Raw genomic sequence first — 21680 nt, forward strand, 5'->3', positions numbered from 1 at the left:
AATTTCTTTTTTGTCGTTTTCTGCGTTTCCGCATCAGCGACGTTTATTAATTTACCATATACAAACTATTAACGTCAACACTTTTTAATAAAAAGTTCTTTTTCTTACATAACGAATACATTCCTCTGCGTTAGCAACTCTCCGAAATAAACAAAAAATGATTTTATATCTTTCTTCCATCGCCTTTTTTACAACTTCATGAATACGCTCATCTTCAAAATCAAATAAAAGTTCCTCTAACTCTCTCTTTAATATGTATTCCATCTCTTTTCTCTCTTCTTTTGTCAACATCAGCCCAAGCAAATGATCACCTCAATAATTCCTTACGTAACAATAAACGTTTCGCTCATTTTCACTTATTACAATCCTATCATTCATTATATCCATTACTTACGATATTAATCCTTTGTTCTCTTTTTTATATTTACAGCATATATGTAACTGAAAAGGATTGGACAAAGGGGCGTAATATTATGTTTTTCTTTTTTATTACGAGTAAGAGAACTTTTAAACACATTAGCTTAATAGTGATACTTTCCTTATTTACAGCATGGCTACTCTTTTTAAAAACATATTCACATGAATCTGCTTTTTCAACTGCTACAGGTCCTAAAGTAATTTACAAAGGAGATACCGCTAAAAAGCAAGTTGCATTTACGTTTGATATTAGTTGGGGAGACAAAAAAGCAATTCCAATCCTTGATACTCTTAAAGAAAGACAAATTAAGAATGCAACCTTCTTCCTTTCTGCTGCATGGGCCGAAAGACACCCCGATATTGTAGAGCGCATCATGAAAGATGGACACGAAATCGGTAGTATGGGTTACAATTACACATCCTATACTTCTCTAGAGACGAATGAAATAAGACGAGACCTTTTACGAGCACAAGATGTTTTTACAAAACTTGGGGTAAAACAAGTCAAGCTGTTACGTCCACCTAGTGGTGAATTTAACAAGGCAACCCTTAAAATTGCAGAATCACTTGGATACACCGTCGTGCATTGGAGTAATAATTCCAACGATTGGAAAAACCCAGGTGTAAATCACATCGTTTCCACCGTCTCTAATAATTTGAAAGGTGGAGATATTGTCTTATTACACGCATCCGATTCTGCCCTTCAAACAAATAGAGCTTTACCGCTGCTTCTGCAAAAATTAAAAAGTGATGGATATGAGCAAATATCCGTATCACAACTTATTTCCAACACAAGTACGAAAAGTGAAGATGTGAAATAGCTTCGTCCCTACTACTCTTCACGTATAAAAAGCTCTACTACCTTTCAAAAAGGTGGTAGAGCTTTTTTAATCACACCATTTCCAATAATATAACTGCTGATATATAAAACCTCTCTCTATTATGCAGATTTACTCGTTTTTCCGATTAAACGATGTAATACAAGTAATTGATATGCATTACATAACAATAGCGGTATAACCATTAAATATAACCAATCTGTATCATTAATCCGAAGCGCCGGTACCCATTCAAGAATCGTTACAACAACCATAAAGAACAGAGCTGGCACAAATGCTTTTTTATTTGTTTCTTTACTTTTTACATAAGCAACAATTGCTCCAAACACAAATAAAATTCCAGCAACAAGTATGTTATTCCCCAATGAGATTTCCCCATTTGCAATAAGTACAGATCTTAAATACACAAAATCAAATAATACGAATGCAATAAAGAAGAGCTGGACTGCATTCCATAAAGACGATGAGCGAAACATCCCTAGTCCAAAACGATGGATTGTTAAATATGCAAAGAATCCCATTTGACTTATAACGCTAAAAATAAATCCTACACCCATCAACCAGAAAGATACCGCTAAAATCTCCTTAACGTCGAAATTTTGAAAAAATTTATCATACCTGTCCCACTCCAAAACAAAACCAACAATAACTGTGCTAATCCCACCAAGAAACAACGTCGTTAAAAATAGTCGTACCCACTTGCGGCTATTCACAACACATCCCCCATTATCCTTATATTTCTAATTAAATTGTATCAATGACAATTTCAAAAAGCTAGCCATGTTCATGTATAAATTCCTTAAAGATATTTATATTAAAAAGAGAGAACTGTGCTGAAAGGAGTTCCAACTTATGAAACGGATACTATTCATTTTCGTTTCTTCTTTTCTACTTATCGCACTTGTAGCATGCGCACAAGGAAAAGAAACGAAATCCGAACTAGATTACGATCAAACAAAGAAAATGATTGTTGATATTTTAAAAACAGATCAAGGTAAGAAAGCTATTCAAGATGTATTAACTGATGAAAAAATGAAACAAGCACTCATACTAGATGAAACAGTAGTAAAGAAAACGATTGAAGATGCCATGGTATCCGATAAAGGGCAACAATTCTGGGAAAAGCTCTTTAAAGATCCTGAGTTCTCATCAAAGTTTGCTAAAAGTATGGGGAAAGAACAAACCCAATTAATGAAAACCTTATTAAAAGACCCTGAATACCAAGCAGGCGTTATAGAAATTATGAAAAATCCTGAAGTAGAAAAAATGATGTTACAAACAATGAAGAGTAAAGAATACCGTCAATATCTACAACAAGTACTAACAGAAACTGCTGAAAGTCCACTCTTCCAAGCCAAGATGATTGATATCATTAGTAAAGGTGTACAAAAGGCTGAAAAAGGTGGATCTGATAAGAAAGAAGCAGGCGGTGATGGCGGTTCTCAAGGCGAGAAGAAGGAAGAACAGTGAAAATAATAACTATAATAACGAGTGGACAATGTATAAATTGTCCACTCGTTATTACTTTATCTTGCTATTAACAGACAAAATGGCCCTCTAGTTAAGCGAAAGGTTTACTAGTTGTTTCCAGTAACAGATGAACCCCACTGATTAAAGTTTCGCTTTATTTTTGTGTAACAGCTGTTTTATCAATTACTGTTTCAGCTATTTTACTATAAATAATGCCGGTTGTATGTGTATCCTCATATACTGAAGGAGCAAAGTCTTCTTTATTCCAATCGGGTTGTTGCAGTGGAATACGACCAAGAACATTTGTTTGTAGTTCGGTAGCTAACTTATCTCCCCCGCCTCTTCCAAATACATATTCTTTCTCACCAGTTACCTTACTTTCAAAATATGCCATGTTCTCAACAACACCGAGAATACTATGTTCAGTGCGTAATGCCATCGCTCCAGCACGCGCTGCTACAAACGCAGCTGTTGGATGCGGTGTCGTTACAATAATCTCTTTGCAAGATGGCAACATTGAGTGCACATCTAACGCAATATCACCTGTGCCTGGTGGCAAATCTAATACTAAATAATCTAAATCGCCCCATTCTACTTCTGTGAAGAAGTGGTTTAACATTTTCCCAAGCATAGGTCCTCTCCAAATAACTGGTGCATTATCCTCTACAAAGAAGCCCATTGAGATTACCTTTACACCTAAACGTTCTACCGGAATTATCTTATCACCTCTTACGATGGGACGTTTTTCTATCCCCATCATGTCTGGCACACTAAAACCGTAAATGTCCGCATCAATAATACCAACTTTTTTTCCTAAACGAGCTAAAGCAACTGCAAGGTTAACGGAAACGGTTGATTTTCCCACGCCACCTTTTCCACTCGCTACTGCTAAGAATGTCGTTTTTGAATTTGGTGACAATAAAGATTCACTTTGCTCTGCTTCTTGTTCTGGTGCAAACTGAGCTAATTCCTCTTCTGTAAATTCTGCAAAACGAAGTCCAACTGTTGCCGCTCCAAGCTCTTTTAATAACTTTACAATTCCAGACTGCAACTGCATTTGTTCCGCTGTACCAGTTTTTACGATTGCAATTTTGACACTCACATGTTCCTTCTCAGGCTTGACTGTTACCTCTTTAATTGCACTTGTTTCTTTTAATGTTTTATGTAAAAACGGATCTACCATCCCTTCTAACGCTTCAACCACTTGTTCTTTCGTTACCATAATTAGCCCAGCCCCCTGTATGAAAAATAACGTAATGTTAATTGAATTTATCTCTGCTTATTCTTGAAATAAATGCGTTTACATTTCCAGTATAACATATTTTCCGAAAACTTCGTTAACGAGAGAAACTCAAAAAAATCCTCCTTATTCTGGAGGATTTCCTTTTTCCGTGAAATAGCGTAATATACCTCGGTATATTGCAGCTGCTACCTTTTGCTGATATTTCTCCGAATTTAACATATACCTTTCGTTCACATTCGATAAAAAGCCGGCTTCAATTAAAGCACCTGGTGTTTTAGAATACTTTAATAAATACACATGCGAAATTGTCTTAGCAGAACGATTCGTGTTCTCTAAACTTGTTCTCAATTCAGCCTGTATAAATTTTGCAGCACGTTCATTTTCAATTGAAGAGCGGTAATAGAACGTTTGCGCGCCCTTCGATCCACTACTAGTTAAAGCATTTAAATGAATACTTGCAAAAAAGTCTACATCAGGTTTATTGATGATTTCTACACGTTTTTTTAAATCCTCTGCTTTACGTCTACTATATGACTTTGTATCTTTGTTAGCTAAATCATAATCTCCCTCACGCGTTAAAATAACTAGTGCACCTTGTTCTTGTAAATAGTCTTGTACCTTTTTTGTAATTTCAAGCGTAATATCCTTTTCTATAATATCCTTTCCTCCAACAGCCCCTCCATCTGGTCCACCATGCCCAGCATCTAATACAATTACTTTCCCTGATAAGGGTAAATTCCAAGCTCGCCACGATTTTGTAATTTGAAATTCTTGTTTGACTAAAAAAAACAATACAACCGCAGCGAGTGCAAAAGAGATAATTCGAATTCTCTTCATACCTTTCCTCCTCCAGCTAGTCCCTCTAATTACTTATATGGGACAAGAGGAAAGTTTATGCTTGTCTTAATGAAGCTTTAATCGATATCTTCTTTCACCTTTTTCATACCCTTCTTGCCACCACAATCCTATAAACTGCTGACAAGATTCAAAAAGTAATTCCTCATCTTTCAACTTTATTTCTCGCATAGTCATACTCGTTAAAAATTGAAATAGCGTTTCAGTTAATTGTTGTTCTTCTTCTAAAGCTCTATATTTCACATCAAAAAACGATTCACCATAATAACCAAATTTACTATATCTCGCTCCTAATAAATAAGATTCTATCCCTAATTCAATACAGTAATCTTCATACTGACGATGAAGCTCTTGCATTTGAAAGGCATCACGAATATTTGAACGTAATGTTTTTAATGATAATTCCCGCAACATCTTCCGCTCGTATTTTAACTGCTTTTCTTTTTGTTTTTCTTGTAAGCTGACAATGACATTCATAGTACTTATAAACCTCCCTAATACGTATTAGTCTAAACTTCTAAAGAAGAAGCATACGCGCGGCGGTAGCACTAAAATATTCCAAGCTATAAAAATTACAAAAGAGGAATGAAACATAAAAAAACCCCAACCAAAATGGTTGGGGTTTGTAGTTCGCAAAAATTAACGTTTTGAGAACTGAGGTGCACGACGTGCGCCTTTAAGACCGTATTTTTTACGCTCTTTCATACGTGCGTCACGAGTTAATAGACCTGCACGTTTTAGTGTTAGACGGTATTCTGGATCAGCTTTTAATAAAGCGCGAGAAATACCGTGACGAATAGCACCAGCTTGACCAGTGTATCCACCACCATTTACGTTTACAAGTACATCGTAGTTACCTAAAGTTTCTGTTGCAACTAGAGGTTGTTTCACTACTTCACGTAATGCAGCAAATGGGATATAGTTTTCAAAATCACGACCGTTAATGATAACGCGTCCTTCGCCTGGAACTAGGCGTACGCGCGCTACTGAACTCTTACGACGTCCAGTGCCATAGTATTGAACCTGTGCCAAAGTAAGCCCTCCTTTAATTAATTATCCGCGAAGTTCGTAAACTTCTGGTTTTTGTGCTTGGTGTGGATGCTCTGCTCCAGCATACACGTTAAGTTTCTTAGAAACTTGACGGCCTAAGCGTCCTTTTGGAAGCATGCCTTTAATTGCAAGCTCTAACATTTGTACAGGGTAGTTTGTACGCATTTCAAGAGCTGTTCTTTGCTTAAGTCCACCTGGGTGGTTAGTGTGACGGTAGTAAATTTTATCGTTTAATTTATTACCTGTTAAATGAATTTTCTCAGCGTTAATAATAATTACATGATCACCCGTGTCAACGTGTGGTGTAAATGTAGGTTTGTTTTTACCACGTAAAATGGATGCTACTTCAGTAGATAGGCGACCTAAAGTTTGACCTTCAGCATCAACCACATACCATTTACGCTCAACTTCGTTAGCTTTTGCCATAAAAGTCGTACGCATGTGTTTCCCTCCTCGTTATCTTTTCCATAGAAAAAATCTATTGTTTATCTTAAACACGATTTCCTTCCGGGGCTAATCGTGGTTTTAGAAACAATACCATATGTTATGATATACTTTTGAGTTTCTAATGTCAAGCAAATGTTACACCAGGATTAGTTGTTATAGTTTACCTCCCATAGGTAAAGCCCATGACCTGGAGCCATCTTTCCAGCAAACTGACGATTTTGTTTCGCTAAAATCTCTGGAATGCTATCAGGATCAAGCTTTCCTTGCCCTACGTTAAGTAACGTACCAACAATAATTCTGACCATATTATATAAAAATCCATTACCTACAAAACGAAAAATTAATTCATCGTCTTGCTCAATTAACTCGATTTCATAAATTGTTCGCACTTTATCTTTTTTGTCAGTTTTTGCCGAACAAAAAGAAGTGAAATCATGCGTTCCAATAAAATACGGAATTGCTTTTCTTATTTTTTTGATTTCGAGCGGATATGGATATTGATATACGTAATTTCTACGGAATACATCCGCATTCTTTGATAATAATACACGATAACGATATTCTTTTTTCTCAACACCGTAACGTGCATGAAATTCTTCTGTTTTTTTCTCTACTTGCCTAATAACAATATCATCTGGCAACATTGTATTTAAAGCGTTACTCCATTGCCACTCTTCAAGAGACAAAGGAGTATCAAAGTGTATGACTTGTCCTTTTGCATGAACCGTAGAATCTGTTCTACCAGATGCCTGAACACGAACAAGTTCTCCCTTATGCAATTTCTGTAATGCTTTTTCTATCTCCTGTTGAACAGTACGATGCTTCGGCTGAATTTGATAACCACAAAAATGCATGCCATCATATGCAACCGTACATTTTATTCTATCCATTTCTCTATTCTCCATTACGATCGCACCCATGCCAAAATACAAGCTAAACAAAATAAGCTTACAATCGTTACTGTATCGCTTGTTTTCCAGCGTAGTTGCCTAAATTTAGTACGTCCTTCACCACTTTGATATCCACGAGCTTCCATCGCAATAGCTAAGTCCTCTGCACGCTTAAAAGCACTGATAAACAGAGGAACAAGCAGTGAGATAATAGCTTTCATTCTATCTTTTATCGGTCCCCCAGCGAAATCAATACCACGTGATGCTTGTGCTTTCATTATTTTACTCGTTTCATCCATTAATGTCGGAATAAAACGAAGAGAAATTGACATCATTAATGCGATTTCATGAACAGGAACCTTTATACGCTTCAACGGCTTTAATAACGTCTCCAAACCATCTGTAATTTCAATAGGTGTCGTCGTTAACGTTAATAATGTCGTCATTAAAATAATAACGAAGAATCGTACAGAAATGTATATCCCTTGCTCTAATCCTTTTTCATGTATCGAAAACCAACCAAGCTGGAGTAGTACATCCCCCTCTTTATTTGTAAAAATATGCAGGAAAAATGTAAAAAGAAAAATCCATAAAATTGGTTTTAAGCCCGAAAGTACATAACGAATCGGCACTTTTGCAAAAAATAAAGCAATGAGTGCATATAAAAATAAAAATCCATATGAAATCGCATTATTTGCTAAGAAAACAACAAATACATATAAAAAGACAATCAGCAGCTTCGTACGTGGATCAAGTTGATGAATAAGTGAATTCCCTGGGATATATCTCCCAATAATCAACTGCTGCATGATTCATGACCACCTTTTCGTAACACCTGCACAACTTCATGAGTAAGATCCTCTAAAGATAAGGTAGCCTTTGGAATTGAAATACCAAACTTCTCTTCAATTGCACGTTTATACTTTAATGACATAGGAAGATCCACACCAATTTTCTCTAGTTCATCAGCATGTGAAAATACTTCCTCTGCACTTCCTTGCAAAAAGACCGTTCCTTTATGCATAACTACAATCTGCTCCGCATACTGAGCGGCATCCTCCATATTATGCGTTACAAGGATAACTGTAAGCCCCTTCTCCTTATGCAACTTATAAAACATCTGCATAAGTTCGTTCTGCCCTTTTGGATCTAGACCTGCTGTAGGTTCATCTAATACAAGCACTTCAGGTTCCATCGCCAATACACCCGCTATCGCAACACGCCTCATTTGCCCGCCACTTAACTCAAACGGTGAACGTGTTAACAGTTCTGGCTCTAACCCTACAAGTTCAATTGCCTCTCTTGCCTTTTGCTTCGCTTCTTCTACAGATACCCCAAAATTAGTAGGGCCGAAACAAATATCTTTCTCCACAGTCTCTTCAAACAACTGATGTTCTGGGAATTGAAAGACAACCCCTACTTTTTTACGTAGTGGCTTTAGCTTTTTTTCTTTCTTTCCTGCCGAAATCAAATGTTCACCAATTTGAACTGTACCATTTGTCGGCTGCAATAAACCATTTAAATGTTGAATCATCGTCGACTTACCTGAACCAGTATGACCGATAATGGCATAATAGCCCCCACTTGGAAACGACACGTCTACATCATAAAGCGCGCGTCTTTCAAATGGAGTTTTATATTGATAACGATGTTCTACTTTTTGGAATGTAATCTCCAAAGTTCGTTCACCAAGCTTTCCATTGTAAGATGCGTATTTTGCAAAATAATTTCATTTCTTTTTAATAATTCTGCTATTTTCACCGAAAACGGTACATCTAAGCCAATTTCTTGGAGCATATGAGAGGACTTGAAAATTTTCTCTGGAGTCCCTTCCTCTAATATTTCTCCCTTATTTAAAATAATGACACGATCTGACTGTGCCGCTTCTTCTAAATCGTGCGTAATTGATAACACAGTAATACCTTTTTGATTAACAAGTTGTCTAACCGTTTCTACTACTTCACGTCTTCCTTGAGGATCTAACATTGACGTTGCTTCATCTAATATTAAAATAGATGGCTGAAGTGCTAAAACGCCCGCTATTGCCACTCGCTGCTTTTGCCCACCAGATAAGGAATGAGGCTCATCATTAAGAAAATCTTCCATACGGACAAGTCGTAAGGCCTGTTCTAATCTTTCAATCATTTGTTCTCTGGGCATTCCGATATTCTCTAAGCCAAATACAACATCATCTTGCACTGTTGTTCCAACAAATTGATTATCTGGATTTTGAAATACCATTCCAATTTGTTTTCGAACATCCCATACCGTTTCCTCTGATAAAACCATTGAATCATTTACTGTAATAGTCCCTGCTTCCGGCAAAAACAAACCATTCAATAATTTTGCAAGTGTAGACTTTCCTGAACCGTTTTGTCCAATAATAGATACCCATTCTCCCTCATATAAGGAAAATGAAACATCTTTTAATGCATACGTGGCTGCCCCAGGATATTGAAATGATATATTTCCTATCCGAAGTTTCTCTTTTTTCAATAGAAGGCACCCTTTCCTTCGCCAAGCTCGCCTATTTTTATATTTAAAAAAAAGGGCCATGACCAGTTTCTTGAAAAGAACTGTCCTGCCCTTTTAATTATCATTATACTAACTCGATAATTACCATTGGTGCTGCGTCTCCGCGACGTGGACCAATTTTTGCAATACGAGTGTATCCGCCTTGGCGCTCAGCATAGCGTGGAGCTACATCAGCGAATAATTTTTGAAGTGCATCTTGACCAGTCTCAGCGTTAGCTACTTCATTGCGAATGAAAGCTGCTGCTTGACGACGAGCATGAAGATCTCCGCGTTTACCTAAAGTGATCATTTTTTCCACTACAGAACGAAGTTCTTTTGCACGAGTTTCTGTCGTTTGGATGCGCTCGTTGATAATTAAATCAGTAGCTAAGTCACGTAACATAGCTTTACGTTGCGCACTTGTACGGCCTAATTTTCTGTATGCCATTCGTAGTTCCCTCCTTTGTTCATGGGTTTAAATCCTCAGTCGTCTTTACGTAAACCTAAACCTAATTCCTCAAGTTTATGTTTAACTTCTTCTAAGGATTTACGTCCTAAGTTACGAACTTTCATCATATCTTCTTCTGTTTTGTTCGCAAGCTCTTGTACAGTATTAATTCCTGCACGTTTTAGGCAATTATAAGAACGAACAGAAAGGTCTAGTTCTTCGATAGTCATCTCAAGAACTTTCTCTTTTTGATCTTCTTCCTTCTCGACCATAATCTCAGCATTTTGTGCTTCATCAGTTAAACCAACAAAGATATTTAAATGCTCAGTTAAGATTTTGGCACCTAAAGAGATAGCTTCTTTTGGCCCGATGCTTCCATCCGTCCATACATCAAGCGTAAGCTTATCATAATTAGCCACTTGTCCGACACGTGTCTTTTCCACTTGGTAAGTCACACGTGATACTGGAGTATAAATAGAATCAATAGGAATTACTCCTATTGGTTGATCTTCGCTTTTATTTGCATCAGCTGGCGTATACCCACGGCCACGCTTTGCAGTTAAACGCACGCGGAAATGCGCATCTTTTGCTAACGTTGCAATGTGTAAATCTGGATTTAAGATTTCTACATCACTATCGTGAGTAATATCAGCAGCTGTGACAATACCTTCGCCCTGCACATCAATTTCCAACGTCTTCTCTTCTTCAGAGTAGATTTTAAGAGCTAACTTTTTCAAGTTTAAGATGATCGTCGTAACGTCTTCTACTACGCCCTCAACTGTTGAAAATTCATGTAATACGCCATCGATTTGGATAGCAGTAACAGCGGCACCAGGGAGTGAGGATAAAAGAATACGACGTAAGGAGTTACCCAAAGTAGTACCATATCCACGCTCAAGCGGTTCAATTACGAATTTACCATATTTAGCATCTTCGTTAAGTTCAACCGTTTCGATTTTCGGCTTTTCGATTTCAATCATTAACTAAACCCTCCTTCAAAACGTCGAAACCCCGGTTAAACAAAGGTATAACCCCTGTCTAACCGAAAGTCCCCCTTAGGCAGTTCCCGATTGTGCACAACAAGCGATGTTTCTGTACGAAATTTCTCGATAATGCATCATATCCATTATAGACAAAAGGGAAAATTCTATACAGAAAAATTACACACGACGACGTTTTGGCGGACGACATCCATTATGAGGAACTGGAGTAACATCTCTAATTGCTGTTACTTCTAGACCTGCAGCTTGAAGAGCACGAATTGCAGCTTCACGACCAGCACCAGGACCTTTAACAGTAACCTCTAAAGTTTTTAAACCGTGCTCCATTGCAACTTTAGCAGCAGCTTCAGCAGCCATTTGCGCAGCGAATGGAGTAGATTTACGAGATCCACGGAAACCAAGTGCACCAGCACTAGACCAAGAAAGCGCGTTACCGTGAGTATCTGTAAGTGTTACGATTGTGTTGTTGAAAGTAGAACGAATATGAGCTATACCAGCTTCGATATTCTTTTTCACACGTTTTTTACGAGTGTTTGTTTTACGTGCCATTGTTAGTTCAACCTCCTTTACTTATTATTTCTTTTTATTTGCTACTGTACGACGTGGACCTTTACGTGTACGAGCATTGTTTTTAGAATTTTGACCACGAACTGGTAAACCACGACGGTGACGAAGACCACGGTAAGAACCGATCTCCATTAGACGTTTAATGTTAAGAGATACTTCACGACGAAGGTCTCCCTCAACTTTAATACGATCGATAACATCACGGATACGTCCTAATTCGTCTTCCGTTAAATCACGAACTCGTGTTTCTGAAGAAATACCAGCTTCAGTAAGAATTTTTTCAGCAGTTGTGCGACCAATGCCGAATACGTAAGTTAAAGAAATAACAACGCGTTTGTCTCGAGGAATATCTACACCTGCGATACGTGCCATTCTGAATGCACCTCCTTCTGATTAACCTTGTTTTTGTTTATGTTTAGGGTTTTCACAAATAACCATTACTTTTCCACGTCTACGAATAACTTTACATTTTTCGCAGATTGGTTTAACTGACGGTCTTACTTTCATGTCTCGAACCTCCTTAAAGATTACGGAGTGCTATATTATTTAAAACGGTACGTAATACGACCACGATTTAAATCGTACGGAGATAATTCTACCGTAACTTTGTCTCCTGGTAAAATACGAATGAAGTTCATACGGATTTTACCAGAAACGTGAGCCAATACGACATGCCCATTCTCTAATTCTACTTTGAACATAGCATTTGGCAACGTTTCAAGAACGGTACCTTCGACTTCAATTACATCATCTTTAGCCATTCAATAGTTCTCCCTTCTTCAAATCAGTAACATTTTACACTGCTCTGAAATCCCGGAGAGCCAGCTACTTATAAAGTGGTAAGGATTTCGTATCCTGCTTCTGTAAGAGCAATCGTGTGCTCAAAATGGGCACACCATTTACCATCTACCGTTACCACTGTCCAGTCATCAGATAGTGTTTTTACATATCGTCTTCCTTGATTCACCATCGGCTCAACACAGATGACCATTCCCGGCTTTAATCTAGGGCCTCTATTTGGTGGACCATAGTGCGGGATTTGAGGGTCCTCATGTAAGTCTTGCCCGATTCCGTGACCAACATACTCCCTAACGATCGAGAATCCATTCTCTTCAGCATGGGTTTGAACCGCATGTGAGATATTTGATAATCTCTCGCCTGGTTTTACTTGTTCTAGACCAAGATACAACGATTTTTCTGTGACATCAAGTAGCTTTTGAACAGATTCAGAAATGTTTCCAACTGGATACGTCCATGCAGAATCTCCATGGTACCCATTGTATTTCGCACCAATATCGATACTGATGATATCGCCCTCTTTGAGCTTGCGCTTTCCTGGAATTCCGTGTACAAGCTCTTCATTTACAGAAGCACATATGCTCCCCGGAAATCCGTTGTATCCTTTAAAAGATGGCGTAGCACCATATTTTTGAATCGTCTTTTCCGCTATTTGATCGAGCTCTTTCGTTGTAATTCCTGGAGTAATGTGCTGTTTCAACTCTTGATGAGTTAAAGCAACGATTCTGCCAGCTTCTCGCATGATTTCTATCTCGCGAGGAGTTTTGCAGATGATCATTACGCTAAGCCTCCGATGAGAACATCGATATCAGCAAATACTTTATTGATATCTTGCTCACCATTAATGCTTTTTAAGTAACCAAGCTCGTCGTAGAAATCAAGCAAAGGTTTTGTTTGCTTAATATTCACATCTAAACGATTTGCTACAGTTTCTTCATTGTCATCAGAGCGTTGGTATAATTCGCCACCACATTTATCGCACACATCAGCTGTTGCTGGTGGATTGAATTCTAAGTGGTAAGTCGCACCGCACTCTTTACAAATGCGACGGCCTGTAAGGCGTTTTAATAACAACCCTGAATCCACATTAATGTTTAAAACATAGTCGATTTTTTTGCCAAGATCTTTCATAATCTCTTCAAGAGCTGATGCTTGTGCAACAGTTCGTGGGAAACCGTCTAGTAAGAAACCTCTTACGCAGTCTTCTTGACTTAAACGTTCACGAACAATTCCGATTGTAACTTCATCTGGAACAAGTGCACCTTTATCAATAAAAGATTTTGCTTGTAGACCCATTTCAGTTTCAGCCTTCATAGCTGCACGGAACATATCTCCTGTTGAAATGTGAGGGATGTTATACTTGGCTACAATCTGTTCGGCTTGTGTACCTTTACCAGCACCAGGAAGCCCCATTAAAATTAAGTTCATCCTTGTTCCCCCTCAGTACATGAGCATGTAGGGAAGATGGTTCTTCCCACTTACTCACTGCTTGATAAACCCTTTGTAATGGCGTTTTACCAGTTGGCTTTCTAGCTGCTTCATTGTTTCTAAAGCAACGCCGACAACGATTAACATACTCGTTCCACCAATCTGTGCAGATGGAGGAAGATTTCCCAATTTCGTAAAGATAACTGGTAAGATTGCAATCGCTGCTAGGAAAATTGATCCTACAAAGGTCAAACGATACAAGATTTTTGTTAGATATTGTTCTGTATTCTTACCCGGACGAATACCTGGAACATATCCACCTTGCTTGTTTAGATTCTCTGACATTTGCTCTGGATTAACCTGAACAAACGCATAGAAATATGTGAAGGCTACAATGAGCGCAACATATATGATCATTCCCACTGGGTGAGAATAGTTAAAGTTTGCAATAATCCACTGCGATACATCATGTTTCGGGAAGAACTGTGCAATAGTTGGAGGCGTAATTAAGAATGAAACAGCAAAAATGACTGGAATAACACCCGCACTATTTACCTTAAGCGGTAAATGTGTGTTTTGTGCTCCAGCATGATTCCCATTCCCTCCTGTTACACGCTTCGCGTATTGAATTGGGATCTTTCTAACAGCTTGTTGAATGAAAATAACACCAACAATAACTGCTAGCACAGCTAGTAAAATCAATGCAACTTTAACGATACTCATGAACAATTGATCTCCGATATTTTGAAACTGTTGTTGATACACTTGAGATATAACACTTGGGATCGCTGCAGCAATACCGCCAAAGATAAGGATGGAAATACCATTACCCACACCTTTAGCTGTAATCTGTTCGCCTAACCACATTAAAAATGCAGTACCAGCAGTCAGTACCGTAGCAATGTATAAATAAGTGCTCCAACCAGGATTCAAAATTAATTGCCCACCTACCATACCGTTAAAACCGATTGACATACCAAACCCCTGAATAAACGCAAGAACAATTGTAAAGTAACGCGTGAATTGCGTTAGTTTACGACGGCCCATTTCACCTTGCTTCGACCATTCCGAAAATTTAGGAACAACATCCATCTGCAATAATTGCACGATGATGGATGCTGTAATATACGGCATGATTCCCATCGCAAAGATGGAGAAGTTTTTCAAGGCGCCACCGCCAAATGTATTTAGAATACCTAAAGCATTTAATTGGTCTTGTGCTTTCAGTACGTCTCCATTTGTAAATGGCACTGGGATAAACGTGCCAATCCTGAATACGATTAACATCGCTAAAGTGAATAATATTTTACGTCTTATCTCAGCAACGCGCATAAAGTTGGAGATTGTACGAAACATTAGATCACCTCAACTGATCCGCCAGCTGCTTCAATTGCTTCTTTAGCACTTGAAGAGAACTTGTGCGCTTTAACAGTTAGTTTTTTCTCTACTGCTCCGCTTGCAAGAATTTTAACACCGTCGTTTAACTTGCTGATAACGCCAGTTTCCAGCAATAATTCAGGTGTTACTTCTGTACCATCTTCAAAACGATTTAACGTTGATAAGTTTACAATAGTAAACTCTTTACGGTTAATGTTTGTGAAGCCGCGTTTTGGTAAACGACGGAATAATGGAGTTTGACCACCTTCGAAGCCAAGACGAACACCGCCACCAGAACGTGCGTTTTGTCCTTTATGACCTTTACCAGCAGTTTTACCGTTACCAGAACCGATACCACGACCGACACGGTTACGTACTTTACGAGAACCTTCTGCAGGTTTTAATTCATGAAGTTTCATTCCCAGGCACCTCCTTATATTAATGAGTTATCCTTAAGCTTCTTTTACAGTTAAAAGGTGAGAAACTTTGTTGATCATACCAAGAATAGCAGGAGTTTCTTCCTTAACTACAGTTGAATTCAACTTTTTAAGACCTAAAGCTTCTACCGTCGCACGTTGATCTTGTGGACGACCAATTACACTACGAGTGAGGGTAATTTCTAACTTTTTCGCCATTTGTTTTCCCTCCTTAACCTAGTAGCTCTTCTACAGATTTACCGCGTAATTTTGCAACATCTTCAGCGCGCTTAAGTTCGCTTAATCCGTTCACAGTAGCGCGAATCATGTTGATTGGTGTGTTAGAACCAAGAGATTTCGAAAGAATATCTTGTACACCAGCTAATTCAAGTACCGCACGAACAGGTCCACCAGCAATAACACCAGTACCTTCAGCAGCAGGTTTTAAGAATACTTCACCAGCTCCAAAGTGACCGTTGATTGTGTGTGGAATTGTTGTACCAACTAATGGTACAGCGATTAAGTTTTTCTTAGCGTCTTCGATAGCTTTGCGGATTGCGTCTGGTACCTCTTGTGCTTTACCAGTACCGAATCCAACATGACCGTTTTTATCGCCAACTACAACTAGTGCAGCAAAGCGGAAACGACGACCACCCTTAACAACTTTCGCGACACGATTTATCGTAACTACACGTTCTTCAAGTTCTAATTTACTTGGGTCAATGCGATGCATCAATTTTCCCTCCTTTGACCATTAAAATTGTAATCCAGCCTCACGAGCAGCTTCAGCTAGAGCTTTAACACGGCCATGGTATAAGTAACCACCGCGATCAAATACTACTTCTTTAACGCCTTTCTCTACAGCACGCTTAGCAACTGATTCTCCAACTTTCGTAGCAGCTTCAGTATTGCTAGTACCGTTAAGAGCAAGGTCTTTATCAAGAGTAGATGCACTTACTAACGTTACACCATTCACATCATCAATAACTTGAGCGTAAATATGTTGGTTAGAACGGAACACGTTTAAACGTGGACGCTCTGCAGTACCAGTAAGTTTAGCACGTACACGTGCATGTCTTTTCTTACGAGTCGCATTTTTATCAGCTTTAGTGATCATTTTCTTGTCACTCCTTTCTCTCACCTAACGGGTTTACTTAGCAGTTTTACCTTCTTTACGACGAACAACTTCGCCTTCGTAACGAATACCTTTACCTTTGTAAGGCTCAGGAGCACGTACAGCACGGATGTTAGCAGCAAATTCGCCAACACGTTGCTTGTCGATACCTTTAATTACGATTTTAGTTGGTGCAGGTACTTCAACTTCAAGACCTGCTTCCGGAGTCATTTCTACTGGATGAGAATAACCTACGCTTAAAACAAGTTTATCTCCTTGTTTTTGAGCACGGTAACCAACACCGACTAATTCAAGTCCGCGTGCGAAACCTGCAGTTACACCTTCAACCATGTTTCCGATTAAAGCACGAGTTGTACCGTGTAATGCACGGTGTTCCTTCTGTTCAGATGGACGCTCAACTGTTAGTGTATTTTCTTCAATTTTGATAGACATATCAGCATTGAATTTACGAGTTAATTCACCTTTAGGGCCTTTTACTGTTACAGTATTGTCTTCTGCAATTGTAATAGTAACACCTGCAGGGATTTCAAGAATCTTTTTACCAATACGAGACATGTGGTCACACCTCCGTTCGTTTTAAATATATATTACCAAACGTATGCTACTACTTCTCCACCAGTTTGTAATTGACGAGCGTCTTTGTCTGTCATTACTCCCTTAGATGTAGAAACAAGAGCGATACCTAATCCGTTAAGTACACGTGGTACTTCGTCAGCTTTAGCGTAAACGCGTAAGCCAGGTTTACTGATACGTTTTAATCCAGTGATTACACGTTCATTGTTTGCACCATATTTCAGGAAAATACGAAGGATACCTTGTTTGTTATCCTCGATGTATTCTACATCACGAATGAAACCTTCACGTTTTAAAAGTTCAGCGATCTCTTTTTTGATTTTAGAAGCAGGAACCTCTAATTTCTCATGACGTACCATGTTCGCATTACGGATGCGAGTAAGCATGTCTGCAATTGGATCTGTCATCACCATGTGTTTTACCTCCTTCCCATTTGTGGGTTTTACCAACTAGCTTTTTTAACACCAGGAATTTGACCTTTATATGCAAGTTCACGGAAACAAATACGGCAAAGTTTAAATTTGCGGTATACAGAATGCGGACGACCGCAGCGTTCGCAACGTGTATACTCTTGTACTTTAAACTTAGGAGTACGCTTTTGTTTCGCTATCATAGATTTTTTAGCCACGTTTTCGCCTCCTCTACTTAGCGTTGGCTTCCATTATTTTTGGAATGGCATACCGAATTGTGTTAAAAGTTCACGAGCTTCTTCATCAGTTTTCGCTGTAGTAACGATTACGATGTCCATACCGCGGACTTTGCTTACTTTATCATAATCAATCTCAGGGAAGATAAGTTGCTCTTTAACACCTAATGTGTAGTTCCCACGACCATCGAATGATTTCTTAGAAACACCACGGAAATCACGTACACGTGGTAAAGAAACTGATACTAATTTGTCGAAGAACTCATACATTTGCTCGCCGCGTAAAGTTACTTTCGCACCGATTGGCATACCTTCACGAAGACGGAAACCAGCGATTGATTTTTTAGCACGAGTTACAACAGGTTTTTGACCTGCGATTTGTGTTAATTCTTCTACTGCATTGTCTAAAGCTTTTGAGTTAGATACCGCGTCACCAACACCAGTGTTGATTACGATCTTTTCGATTTTCGGTACTTCCATCACAGATTTATAGTTAAACTTGCTCACTAGAGCAGGAGTAATTTCCTTTTGGAACTTCTCTTTAAGGCGATTCAATGAAGTGACCTCCTTTCTTAAGAAAATTATTTATCTAATAATTCACCAGATTTTTTTGCAATACGAACTTTTTTACCATCTTCTACTTTGAAGCCTACACGAGTAGGTTCACCTGTTTTCGGATCTAAAATCATAACGTTAGAAACGTGAATAGGTGCTTCTTTAGTAATAATTCCACCTTGTGGATTTAATTGAGATGGCTTAGAGTGCTTCTTAACGATATTGACACCCTCAACGATAACACGGTTTTGCTTTGGGAAAGCCACAAGGATAACGCCTTGTTTTCCTTTGTCTTTACCAGTGATTACCTGTACTTTATCACCTTTTTTTACATGCATCTTAATTCTGCACCTCCTTAGCAAGGCAATACCTTAAATTATAGAACTTCTGGAGCTAAAGAAACGATCTTCATGAAGTTGCTATCACGTAATTCACGAGCTACTGGTCCGAAGATACGAGTACCACGTGGGCTCTTATCGTCTTTAATGATAACCGCTGCGTTTTCATCAAATTTGATGTAAGAACCGTCCGGACGACGAGCTCCGCTCTTCGTACGTACTACTACTGCTTTAACAACGTCACCTTTTTTAACAACGCCACCTGGTGTTGCTTGTTTTACCGTAGCAACGATAATGTCACCAATGTTAGCATATTTACGACCAGAGCCGCCTAATACTTTAATTGTTAAAAGTTCACGTGCACCAGAGTTGTCAGCAACTTTCAAACGAGATTCTTGTTGGATCATGTTATGAAACCTCCCTTCGGACTAAAAATTCCGATTCGTCTATTTAGATAATAACCGCTTCTTCAACGATTTCAACTAAACGGAAACGCTTAGTAGCAGAAAGCGGGCGAGTTTCCATGATTTTAACGATATCGCCAAGTTTCGCTTGGTTTTGCTCATCATGGGCTTTGTACTTCTTAGAATACTTAACACGTTTTCCGTACAAGGAATGAGTTTTGTAAGTTTCAACTAAAACTGTAATCGTTTTGTCCATTTTGTCAGACACTACACGACCAGTATAAACTTTGCGTTGGTTACGTTCGCTCACTATGCAAACCTCCCCTCAATTTATCGATTAATTCCGATCTCTCTTTCACGAACTACAGTTTTCATACGAGCAATTGCTTTACGCACTTCACGAATGCGAGTTGGATTCTCTAATTGTCCTGTAGCAAGTTGGAAGCGAAGATTAAACAACTCTTCCTTTAAAGCTTTAACTTTTGTTTCGATTTCGGCAGTGGTTAATTCACGAATATCATTAGTTTTCATTAGATTCACCACCATTTTCTTCACGTTTTACGAATTTACATTTCACAGGTAACTTGTGAGCTGCAAGACGTAATGCTTCGCGTGCTACCTCTTCAGATACACCCGCGATTTCGAACATAATTTTCCCAGGTTTTACTACTGCTACCCAGCCTTCTGGTGCCCCTTTACCGGAACCCATACGTACTTCTAGAGGTTTTGCAGTGTAAGGTTTAGAAGGGAAAATTTTAATCCATACTTTACCGCCACGTTTCATGTAACGAGTCATTGCACGACGAGCAGCTTCGATTTGACGGTTTGTAATCCATGAAGCAGCTTGTGCTTGTAAACCGAATTCACCGAAAGCAACTTCAGTTCCACCTTTAGCACGACCACGCATTTTACCACGATGCTCTCTACGATATTTTACGCGTTTTGGCATTAACATATTATTTTCCTCCTTCCTCAGAAGCTTTCTTTTTTGTAGGAAGGACTTCTCCACGGTAGATCCATACTTTTACGCCTAATTTACCGTATGTTGTATCAGCTTCAACTGCTGCATAGTCAATATCAGCGCGAAGTGTATGAAGTGGAACAGTTCCTTCACTGTAAGATTCTGCACGAGCGATATCAGCTCCGCCAAGACGACCAGAAACCTGTGTTTTAATACCTTTAGCACCTGCACGCATAGCACGTTGAATAACTTGCTTTTGTGCACGACGGAATGATACACGGTTTTCTAATTGACGAGCGATGTTTTCGCCTACTAATTTAGCGTTAAGATCAGCTCTCTTAACTTCTAAAATGTTGATGTGTACACGCTTGCCTGTTAATTGGTTAAGAGCTTTACGAAGTGCTTCAACTTCAGTACCACCTTTACCAATTACCATACCAGGTTTTGCAGTGTGAATTGTAACATTTACACGATTTGCTGCACGTTCGATTTCTACTTTAGCAACAGCAGAATCTTTTAAGCGTACATTAATGTACTCACGGATTTTGATGTCTTCATGTAATAATGTAGCGTAATCTTTCTCAGCGAACCAACGAGATTCCCAGTCACGGATAACACCGACACGAAGACCAATTGGATTAACCTTTTGACCCATCGATTATCCCTCCTTCTTTTCTGATACCACAACTGTAATGTGGCTTGTGCGTTTGTTAATTTGGCTTGCACGACCCATTGCACGTGGACGGAAACGTTTCAACGTTGGACCTTCGTCAACGAAGACTTTTTCAACAACTAGGTTGTTAATGTCCATCTCATAATTGTGCTCTGCATTTGCGATTGCAGATTTTAAAACTTTTTCTACAACTGGAGAAGCAGTTTTTGGTGTGTGGTTAAGGATAGCAATCGCTTCACCCACTTGCTTACCTCGGATTAAGTCTACTACTAAACGAACTTTACGAGGAGCAATACGAACTGTTCTCGCTACTGCTTTAGCTTGCATTGAAGTGCCTCCTCTCATTATCTTCTAGTTTTCTTATCGTCAGCAAGGTGACCTTTATACGTACGAGTTGGTGCGAATTCACCTAACTTATGGCCAACCATATCCTCAGTGATGTACACAGGTACGTGTTTACGACCATCATATACAGCGATTGTGTGTCCGATGAACTGAGGGAAGATTGTTGAACGGCGAGACCAAGTTTTAACAACTTGTTTTTGCTCAGATGCAACTAATTTTTCCATTTTGCTCATTAAGTGATCATCGACAAATGGTCCTTTTTTTAAGCTACGAGCCATTTTGGTGCCTCC

At 38.8% G+C, this 21680-nt stretch carries 38 protein-coding genes; 2 read left to right on the forward strand and 36 right to left on the reverse strand.

Annotation, left to right across the window (positions count from 1 at the left end):
* Positions 1 to 84: 84 nt before the first annotated feature.
* The gene (locus IBT51_RS24415) at positions 85 to 303 is read right to left on the reverse strand and encodes a hypothetical protein (protein WP_000901145.1); all 219 of its coding nucleotides are present in this window, start codon (positions 301 to 303) and stop codon (positions 85 to 87) included.
* A gap of 170 nt (positions 304 to 473) precedes the next feature.
* On the opposite strand from IBT51_RS24415, the gene pdaB reads away from it, so the two are divergent.
* Positions 474 to 1238, forward strand: coding sequence for a polysaccharide deacetylase family sporulation protein PdaB (pdaB, locus tag IBT51_RS24420; RefSeq protein ID WP_000464717.1), 765 nt, complete (start codon positions 474 to 476; stop codon positions 1236 to 1238).
* 119 nt (positions 1239 to 1357) lie between these two features.
* On the opposite strand, the gene kbaA is transcribed toward pdaB, so the two are convergent.
* Complete coding sequence (gene kbaA / locus IBT51_RS24425; protein ID WP_200458802.1) at positions 1358 to 1969, reverse strand: KinB signaling pathway activation protein KbaA; 612 nt, start codon at positions 1967 to 1969, stop codon at positions 1358 to 1360.
* 139 nt (positions 1970 to 2108) lie between these two features.
* Between kbaA and gerD the strand changes: the two genes are divergently transcribed.
* The gene (gene gerD, locus IBT51_RS24430) at positions 2109 to 2726 is read left to right on the forward strand and encodes a spore germination lipoprotein GerD (RefSeq protein WP_050842394.1); all 618 of its coding nucleotides are present in this window, start codon (positions 2109 to 2111) and stop codon (positions 2724 to 2726) included.
* A 154-nt stretch (positions 2727 to 2880) separates the two neighbouring features.
* On the opposite strand, the gene IBT51_RS24435 is transcribed toward gerD, so the two are convergent.
* The 34 genes from IBT51_RS24435 to rpsS form a co-directional block, all read right to left on the reverse strand.
* On the reverse strand, positions 2881 to 3948 hold the full coding sequence (locus tag IBT51_RS24435) for an Mrp/NBP35 family ATP-binding protein (protein ID WP_089170265.1): 1068 nt from the start codon (positions 3946 to 3948) through the stop codon (positions 2881 to 2883).
* 144 nt (positions 3949 to 4092) lie between these two features.
* Positions 4093 to 4806, reverse strand: a complete 714-nt coding sequence (gene cwlD / locus IBT51_RS24440) for an N-acetylmuramoyl-L-alanine amidase CwlD (protein ID WP_000822439.1) — start codon at positions 4804 to 4806, stop codon at positions 4093 to 4095.
* Positions 4807 to 4872: 66 nt separating this feature from the next.
* A complete protein-coding gene (locus IBT51_RS24445) occupies positions 4873 to 5301 on the reverse strand; it encodes a DUF2521 family protein (RefSeq protein ID WP_001101005.1) in 429 nt (142 codons plus the stop codon).
* 162 nt (positions 5302 to 5463) lie between these two features.
* A complete protein-coding gene (rpsI, locus tag IBT51_RS24450; RefSeq protein WP_000079986.1) occupies positions 5464 to 5856 on the reverse strand; it encodes a 30S ribosomal protein S9 in 393 nt (130 codons plus the stop codon).
* A 21-nt stretch (positions 5857 to 5877) separates the two neighbouring features.
* The gene (gene rplM, locus IBT51_RS24455; RefSeq protein ID WP_001260795.1) at positions 5878 to 6315 is read right to left on the reverse strand and encodes a 50S ribosomal protein L13; all 438 of its coding nucleotides are present in this window, start codon (positions 6313 to 6315) and stop codon (positions 5878 to 5880) included.
* A gap of 152 nt (positions 6316 to 6467) precedes the next feature.
* A complete protein-coding gene (gene truA / locus IBT51_RS24460) occupies positions 6468 to 7211 on the reverse strand; it encodes a tRNA pseudouridine(38-40) synthase TruA (protein ID WP_088023744.1) in 744 nt (247 codons plus the stop codon).
* 14 nt (positions 7212 to 7225) lie between these two features.
* Entirely contained in the window at positions 7226 to 8020 is a 795-nt protein-coding gene (locus tag IBT51_RS24465) for an energy-coupling factor transporter transmembrane component T family protein (RefSeq protein WP_001186530.1), read from the reverse strand.
* Positions 8008 to 8889, reverse strand: a complete 882-nt coding sequence (locus tag IBT51_RS24470) for an energy-coupling factor ABC transporter ATP-binding protein (protein WP_000406539.1) — start codon at positions 8887 to 8889, stop codon at positions 8008 to 8010. Before IBT51_RS24470 ends, IBT51_RS24465 begins: the two co-directional genes overlap by 13 nt.
* Complete coding sequence (locus tag IBT51_RS24475) at positions 8865 to 9707, reverse strand: energy-coupling factor ABC transporter ATP-binding protein (protein ID WP_000711762.1); 843 nt, start codon at positions 9705 to 9707, stop codon at positions 8865 to 8867. The genes IBT51_RS24470 and IBT51_RS24475 overlap by 25 nt, the downstream gene beginning before the upstream one ends.
* 103 nt (positions 9708 to 9810) lie before the next feature.
* Positions 9811 to 10173: a 50S ribosomal protein L17 gene (gene rplQ, locus IBT51_RS24480; RefSeq protein WP_000331490.1), complete on the reverse strand. Its 363-nt coding sequence runs from the start codon at positions 10171 to 10173 to the stop codon at positions 9811 to 9813.
* A 35-nt stretch (positions 10174 to 10208) separates the two neighbouring features.
* Positions 10209 to 11153 carry a DNA-directed RNA polymerase subunit alpha gene (locus tag IBT51_RS24485; protein WP_000569643.1) on the reverse strand — a complete coding sequence of 315 codons (945 nt, stop codon included), beginning with the start codon at positions 11151 to 11153 and terminating at the stop codon, positions 10209 to 10211.
* Between the two features lie 180 nt (positions 11154 to 11333).
* Positions 11334 to 11723: a 30S ribosomal protein S11 gene (gene rpsK, locus IBT51_RS24490; protein ID WP_000101797.1), complete on the reverse strand. Its 390-nt coding sequence runs from the start codon at positions 11721 to 11723 to the stop codon at positions 11334 to 11336.
* A 24-nt stretch (positions 11724 to 11747) separates the two neighbouring features.
* Positions 11748 to 12113, reverse strand: coding sequence for a 30S ribosomal protein S13 (gene rpsM, locus IBT51_RS24495; RefSeq protein WP_000090792.1), 366 nt, complete (start codon positions 12111 to 12113; stop codon positions 11748 to 11750).
* 21 nt (positions 12114 to 12134) lie between these two features.
* Positions 12135 to 12248 (reverse strand): 50S ribosomal protein L36, encoded by a 114-nt coding sequence (rpmJ, locus tag IBT51_RS24500; protein ID WP_000868344.1) that lies wholly within the window; start codon positions 12246 to 12248, stop codon positions 12135 to 12137.
* 35 nt (positions 12249 to 12283) lie between these two features.
* Positions 12284 to 12502 carry a translation initiation factor IF-1 gene (infA, locus tag IBT51_RS24505; protein WP_001029884.1) on the reverse strand — a complete coding sequence of 73 codons (219 nt, stop codon included), beginning with the start codon at positions 12500 to 12502 and terminating at the stop codon, positions 12284 to 12286.
* 68 nt (positions 12503 to 12570) lie between these two features.
* Positions 12571 to 13317 carry a type I methionyl aminopeptidase gene (gene map / locus IBT51_RS24510; protein WP_000582539.1) on the reverse strand — a complete coding sequence of 249 codons (747 nt, stop codon included), beginning with the start codon at positions 13315 to 13317 and terminating at the stop codon, positions 12571 to 12573.
* A complete protein-coding gene (locus tag IBT51_RS24515) occupies positions 13317 to 13967 on the reverse strand; it encodes an adenylate kinase (RefSeq protein WP_001048997.1) in 651 nt (216 codons plus the stop codon). The genes map and IBT51_RS24515 overlap by 1 nt, the downstream gene beginning before the upstream one ends.
* A 54-nt stretch (positions 13968 to 14021) precedes the next feature.
* Entirely contained in the window at positions 14022 to 15323 is a 1302-nt protein-coding gene (gene secY, locus IBT51_RS24520; protein WP_000490118.1) for a preprotein translocase subunit SecY, read from the reverse strand.
* Entirely contained in the window at positions 15323 to 15763 is a 441-nt protein-coding gene (gene rplO, locus IBT51_RS24525) for a 50S ribosomal protein L15 (RefSeq protein ID WP_000766083.1), read from the reverse strand. The genes secY and rplO overlap by 1 nt, the downstream gene beginning before the upstream one ends.
* 33 nt (positions 15764 to 15796) lie before the next feature.
* Positions 15797 to 15979 carry a 50S ribosomal protein L30 gene (gene rpmD / locus IBT51_RS24530; protein WP_001085233.1) on the reverse strand — a complete coding sequence of 61 codons (183 nt, stop codon included), beginning with the start codon at positions 15977 to 15979 and terminating at the stop codon, positions 15797 to 15799.
* 13 nt (positions 15980 to 15992) lie between these two features.
* Complete coding sequence (gene rpsE / locus IBT51_RS24535; protein WP_000554646.1) at positions 15993 to 16493, reverse strand: 30S ribosomal protein S5; 501 nt, start codon at positions 16491 to 16493, stop codon at positions 15993 to 15995.
* A 21-nt stretch (positions 16494 to 16514) separates the two neighbouring features.
* The gene (gene rplR / locus IBT51_RS24540; RefSeq protein WP_000628818.1) at positions 16515 to 16877 is read right to left on the reverse strand and encodes a 50S ribosomal protein L18; all 363 of its coding nucleotides are present in this window, start codon (positions 16875 to 16877) and stop codon (positions 16515 to 16517) included.
* 33 nt (positions 16878 to 16910) lie between these two features.
* Positions 16911 to 17450: a 50S ribosomal protein L6 gene (rplF, locus tag IBT51_RS24545; RefSeq protein ID WP_000086551.1), complete on the reverse strand. Its 540-nt coding sequence runs from the start codon at positions 17448 to 17450 to the stop codon at positions 16911 to 16913.
* 32 nt (positions 17451 to 17482) lie between these two features.
* Positions 17483 to 17881 carry a 30S ribosomal protein S8 gene (gene rpsH / locus IBT51_RS24550; RefSeq protein WP_000245511.1) on the reverse strand — a complete coding sequence of 133 codons (399 nt, stop codon included), beginning with the start codon at positions 17879 to 17881 and terminating at the stop codon, positions 17483 to 17485.
* Positions 17882 to 17910: 29 nt separating this feature from the next.
* Positions 17911 to 18096, reverse strand: coding sequence for a 30S ribosomal protein S14 (gene rpsN / locus IBT51_RS24555; RefSeq protein ID WP_001085700.1), 186 nt, complete (start codon positions 18094 to 18096; stop codon positions 17911 to 17913).
* 33 nt (positions 18097 to 18129) lie between these two features.
* Complete coding sequence (gene rplE, locus IBT51_RS24560; RefSeq protein WP_001080829.1) at positions 18130 to 18669, reverse strand: 50S ribosomal protein L5; 540 nt, start codon at positions 18667 to 18669, stop codon at positions 18130 to 18132.
* A gap of 26 nt (positions 18670 to 18695) precedes the next feature.
* Positions 18696 to 19007, reverse strand: a complete 312-nt coding sequence (rplX, locus tag IBT51_RS24565) for a 50S ribosomal protein L24 (protein ID WP_000558200.1) — start codon at positions 19005 to 19007, stop codon at positions 18696 to 18698.
* 38 nt (positions 19008 to 19045) lie between these two features.
* Complete coding sequence (gene rplN / locus IBT51_RS24570) at positions 19046 to 19414, reverse strand: 50S ribosomal protein L14 (RefSeq protein ID WP_000615912.1); 369 nt, start codon at positions 19412 to 19414, stop codon at positions 19046 to 19048.
* Positions 19415 to 19457: 43 nt separating this feature from the next.
* Complete coding sequence (rpsQ, locus tag IBT51_RS24575) at positions 19458 to 19721, reverse strand: 30S ribosomal protein S17 (protein WP_000004106.1); 264 nt, start codon at positions 19719 to 19721, stop codon at positions 19458 to 19460.
* Positions 19722 to 19741: 20 nt separating this feature from the next.
* Positions 19742 to 19942 (reverse strand): 50S ribosomal protein L29, encoded by a 201-nt coding sequence (gene rpmC / locus IBT51_RS24580; RefSeq protein WP_000855718.1) that lies wholly within the window; start codon positions 19940 to 19942, stop codon positions 19742 to 19744.
* Positions 19932 to 20366: a 50S ribosomal protein L16 gene (gene rplP, locus IBT51_RS24585; RefSeq protein WP_000928971.1), complete on the reverse strand. Its 435-nt coding sequence runs from the start codon at positions 20364 to 20366 to the stop codon at positions 19932 to 19934. Before rplP ends, rpmC begins: the two co-directional genes overlap by 11 nt.
* Before the next feature lies 1 nt (position 20367).
* On the reverse strand, positions 20368 to 21027 hold the full coding sequence (rpsC, locus tag IBT51_RS24590) for a 30S ribosomal protein S3 (protein WP_000529956.1): 660 nt from the start codon (positions 21025 to 21027) through the stop codon (positions 20368 to 20370).
* Between the two features lie 3 nt (positions 21028 to 21030).
* Complete coding sequence (rplV, locus tag IBT51_RS24595; protein WP_001148024.1) at positions 21031 to 21372, reverse strand: 50S ribosomal protein L22; 342 nt, start codon at positions 21370 to 21372, stop codon at positions 21031 to 21033.
* A 17-nt stretch (positions 21373 to 21389) separates the two neighbouring features.
* A complete protein-coding gene (rpsS, locus tag IBT51_RS24600) occupies positions 21390 to 21668 on the reverse strand; it encodes a 30S ribosomal protein S19 (RefSeq protein WP_000124454.1) in 279 nt (92 codons plus the stop codon).
* Between the last annotated feature and the right edge of the window lie 12 nt (positions 21669 to 21680).

The organism is Bacillus sp. S71, from assembly GCF_016625265.1.
GTDB classification, from domain to species: Bacteria; Bacillota; Bacilli; order Bacillales; family Bacillaceae_G; genus Bacillus_A; species Bacillus_A cereus.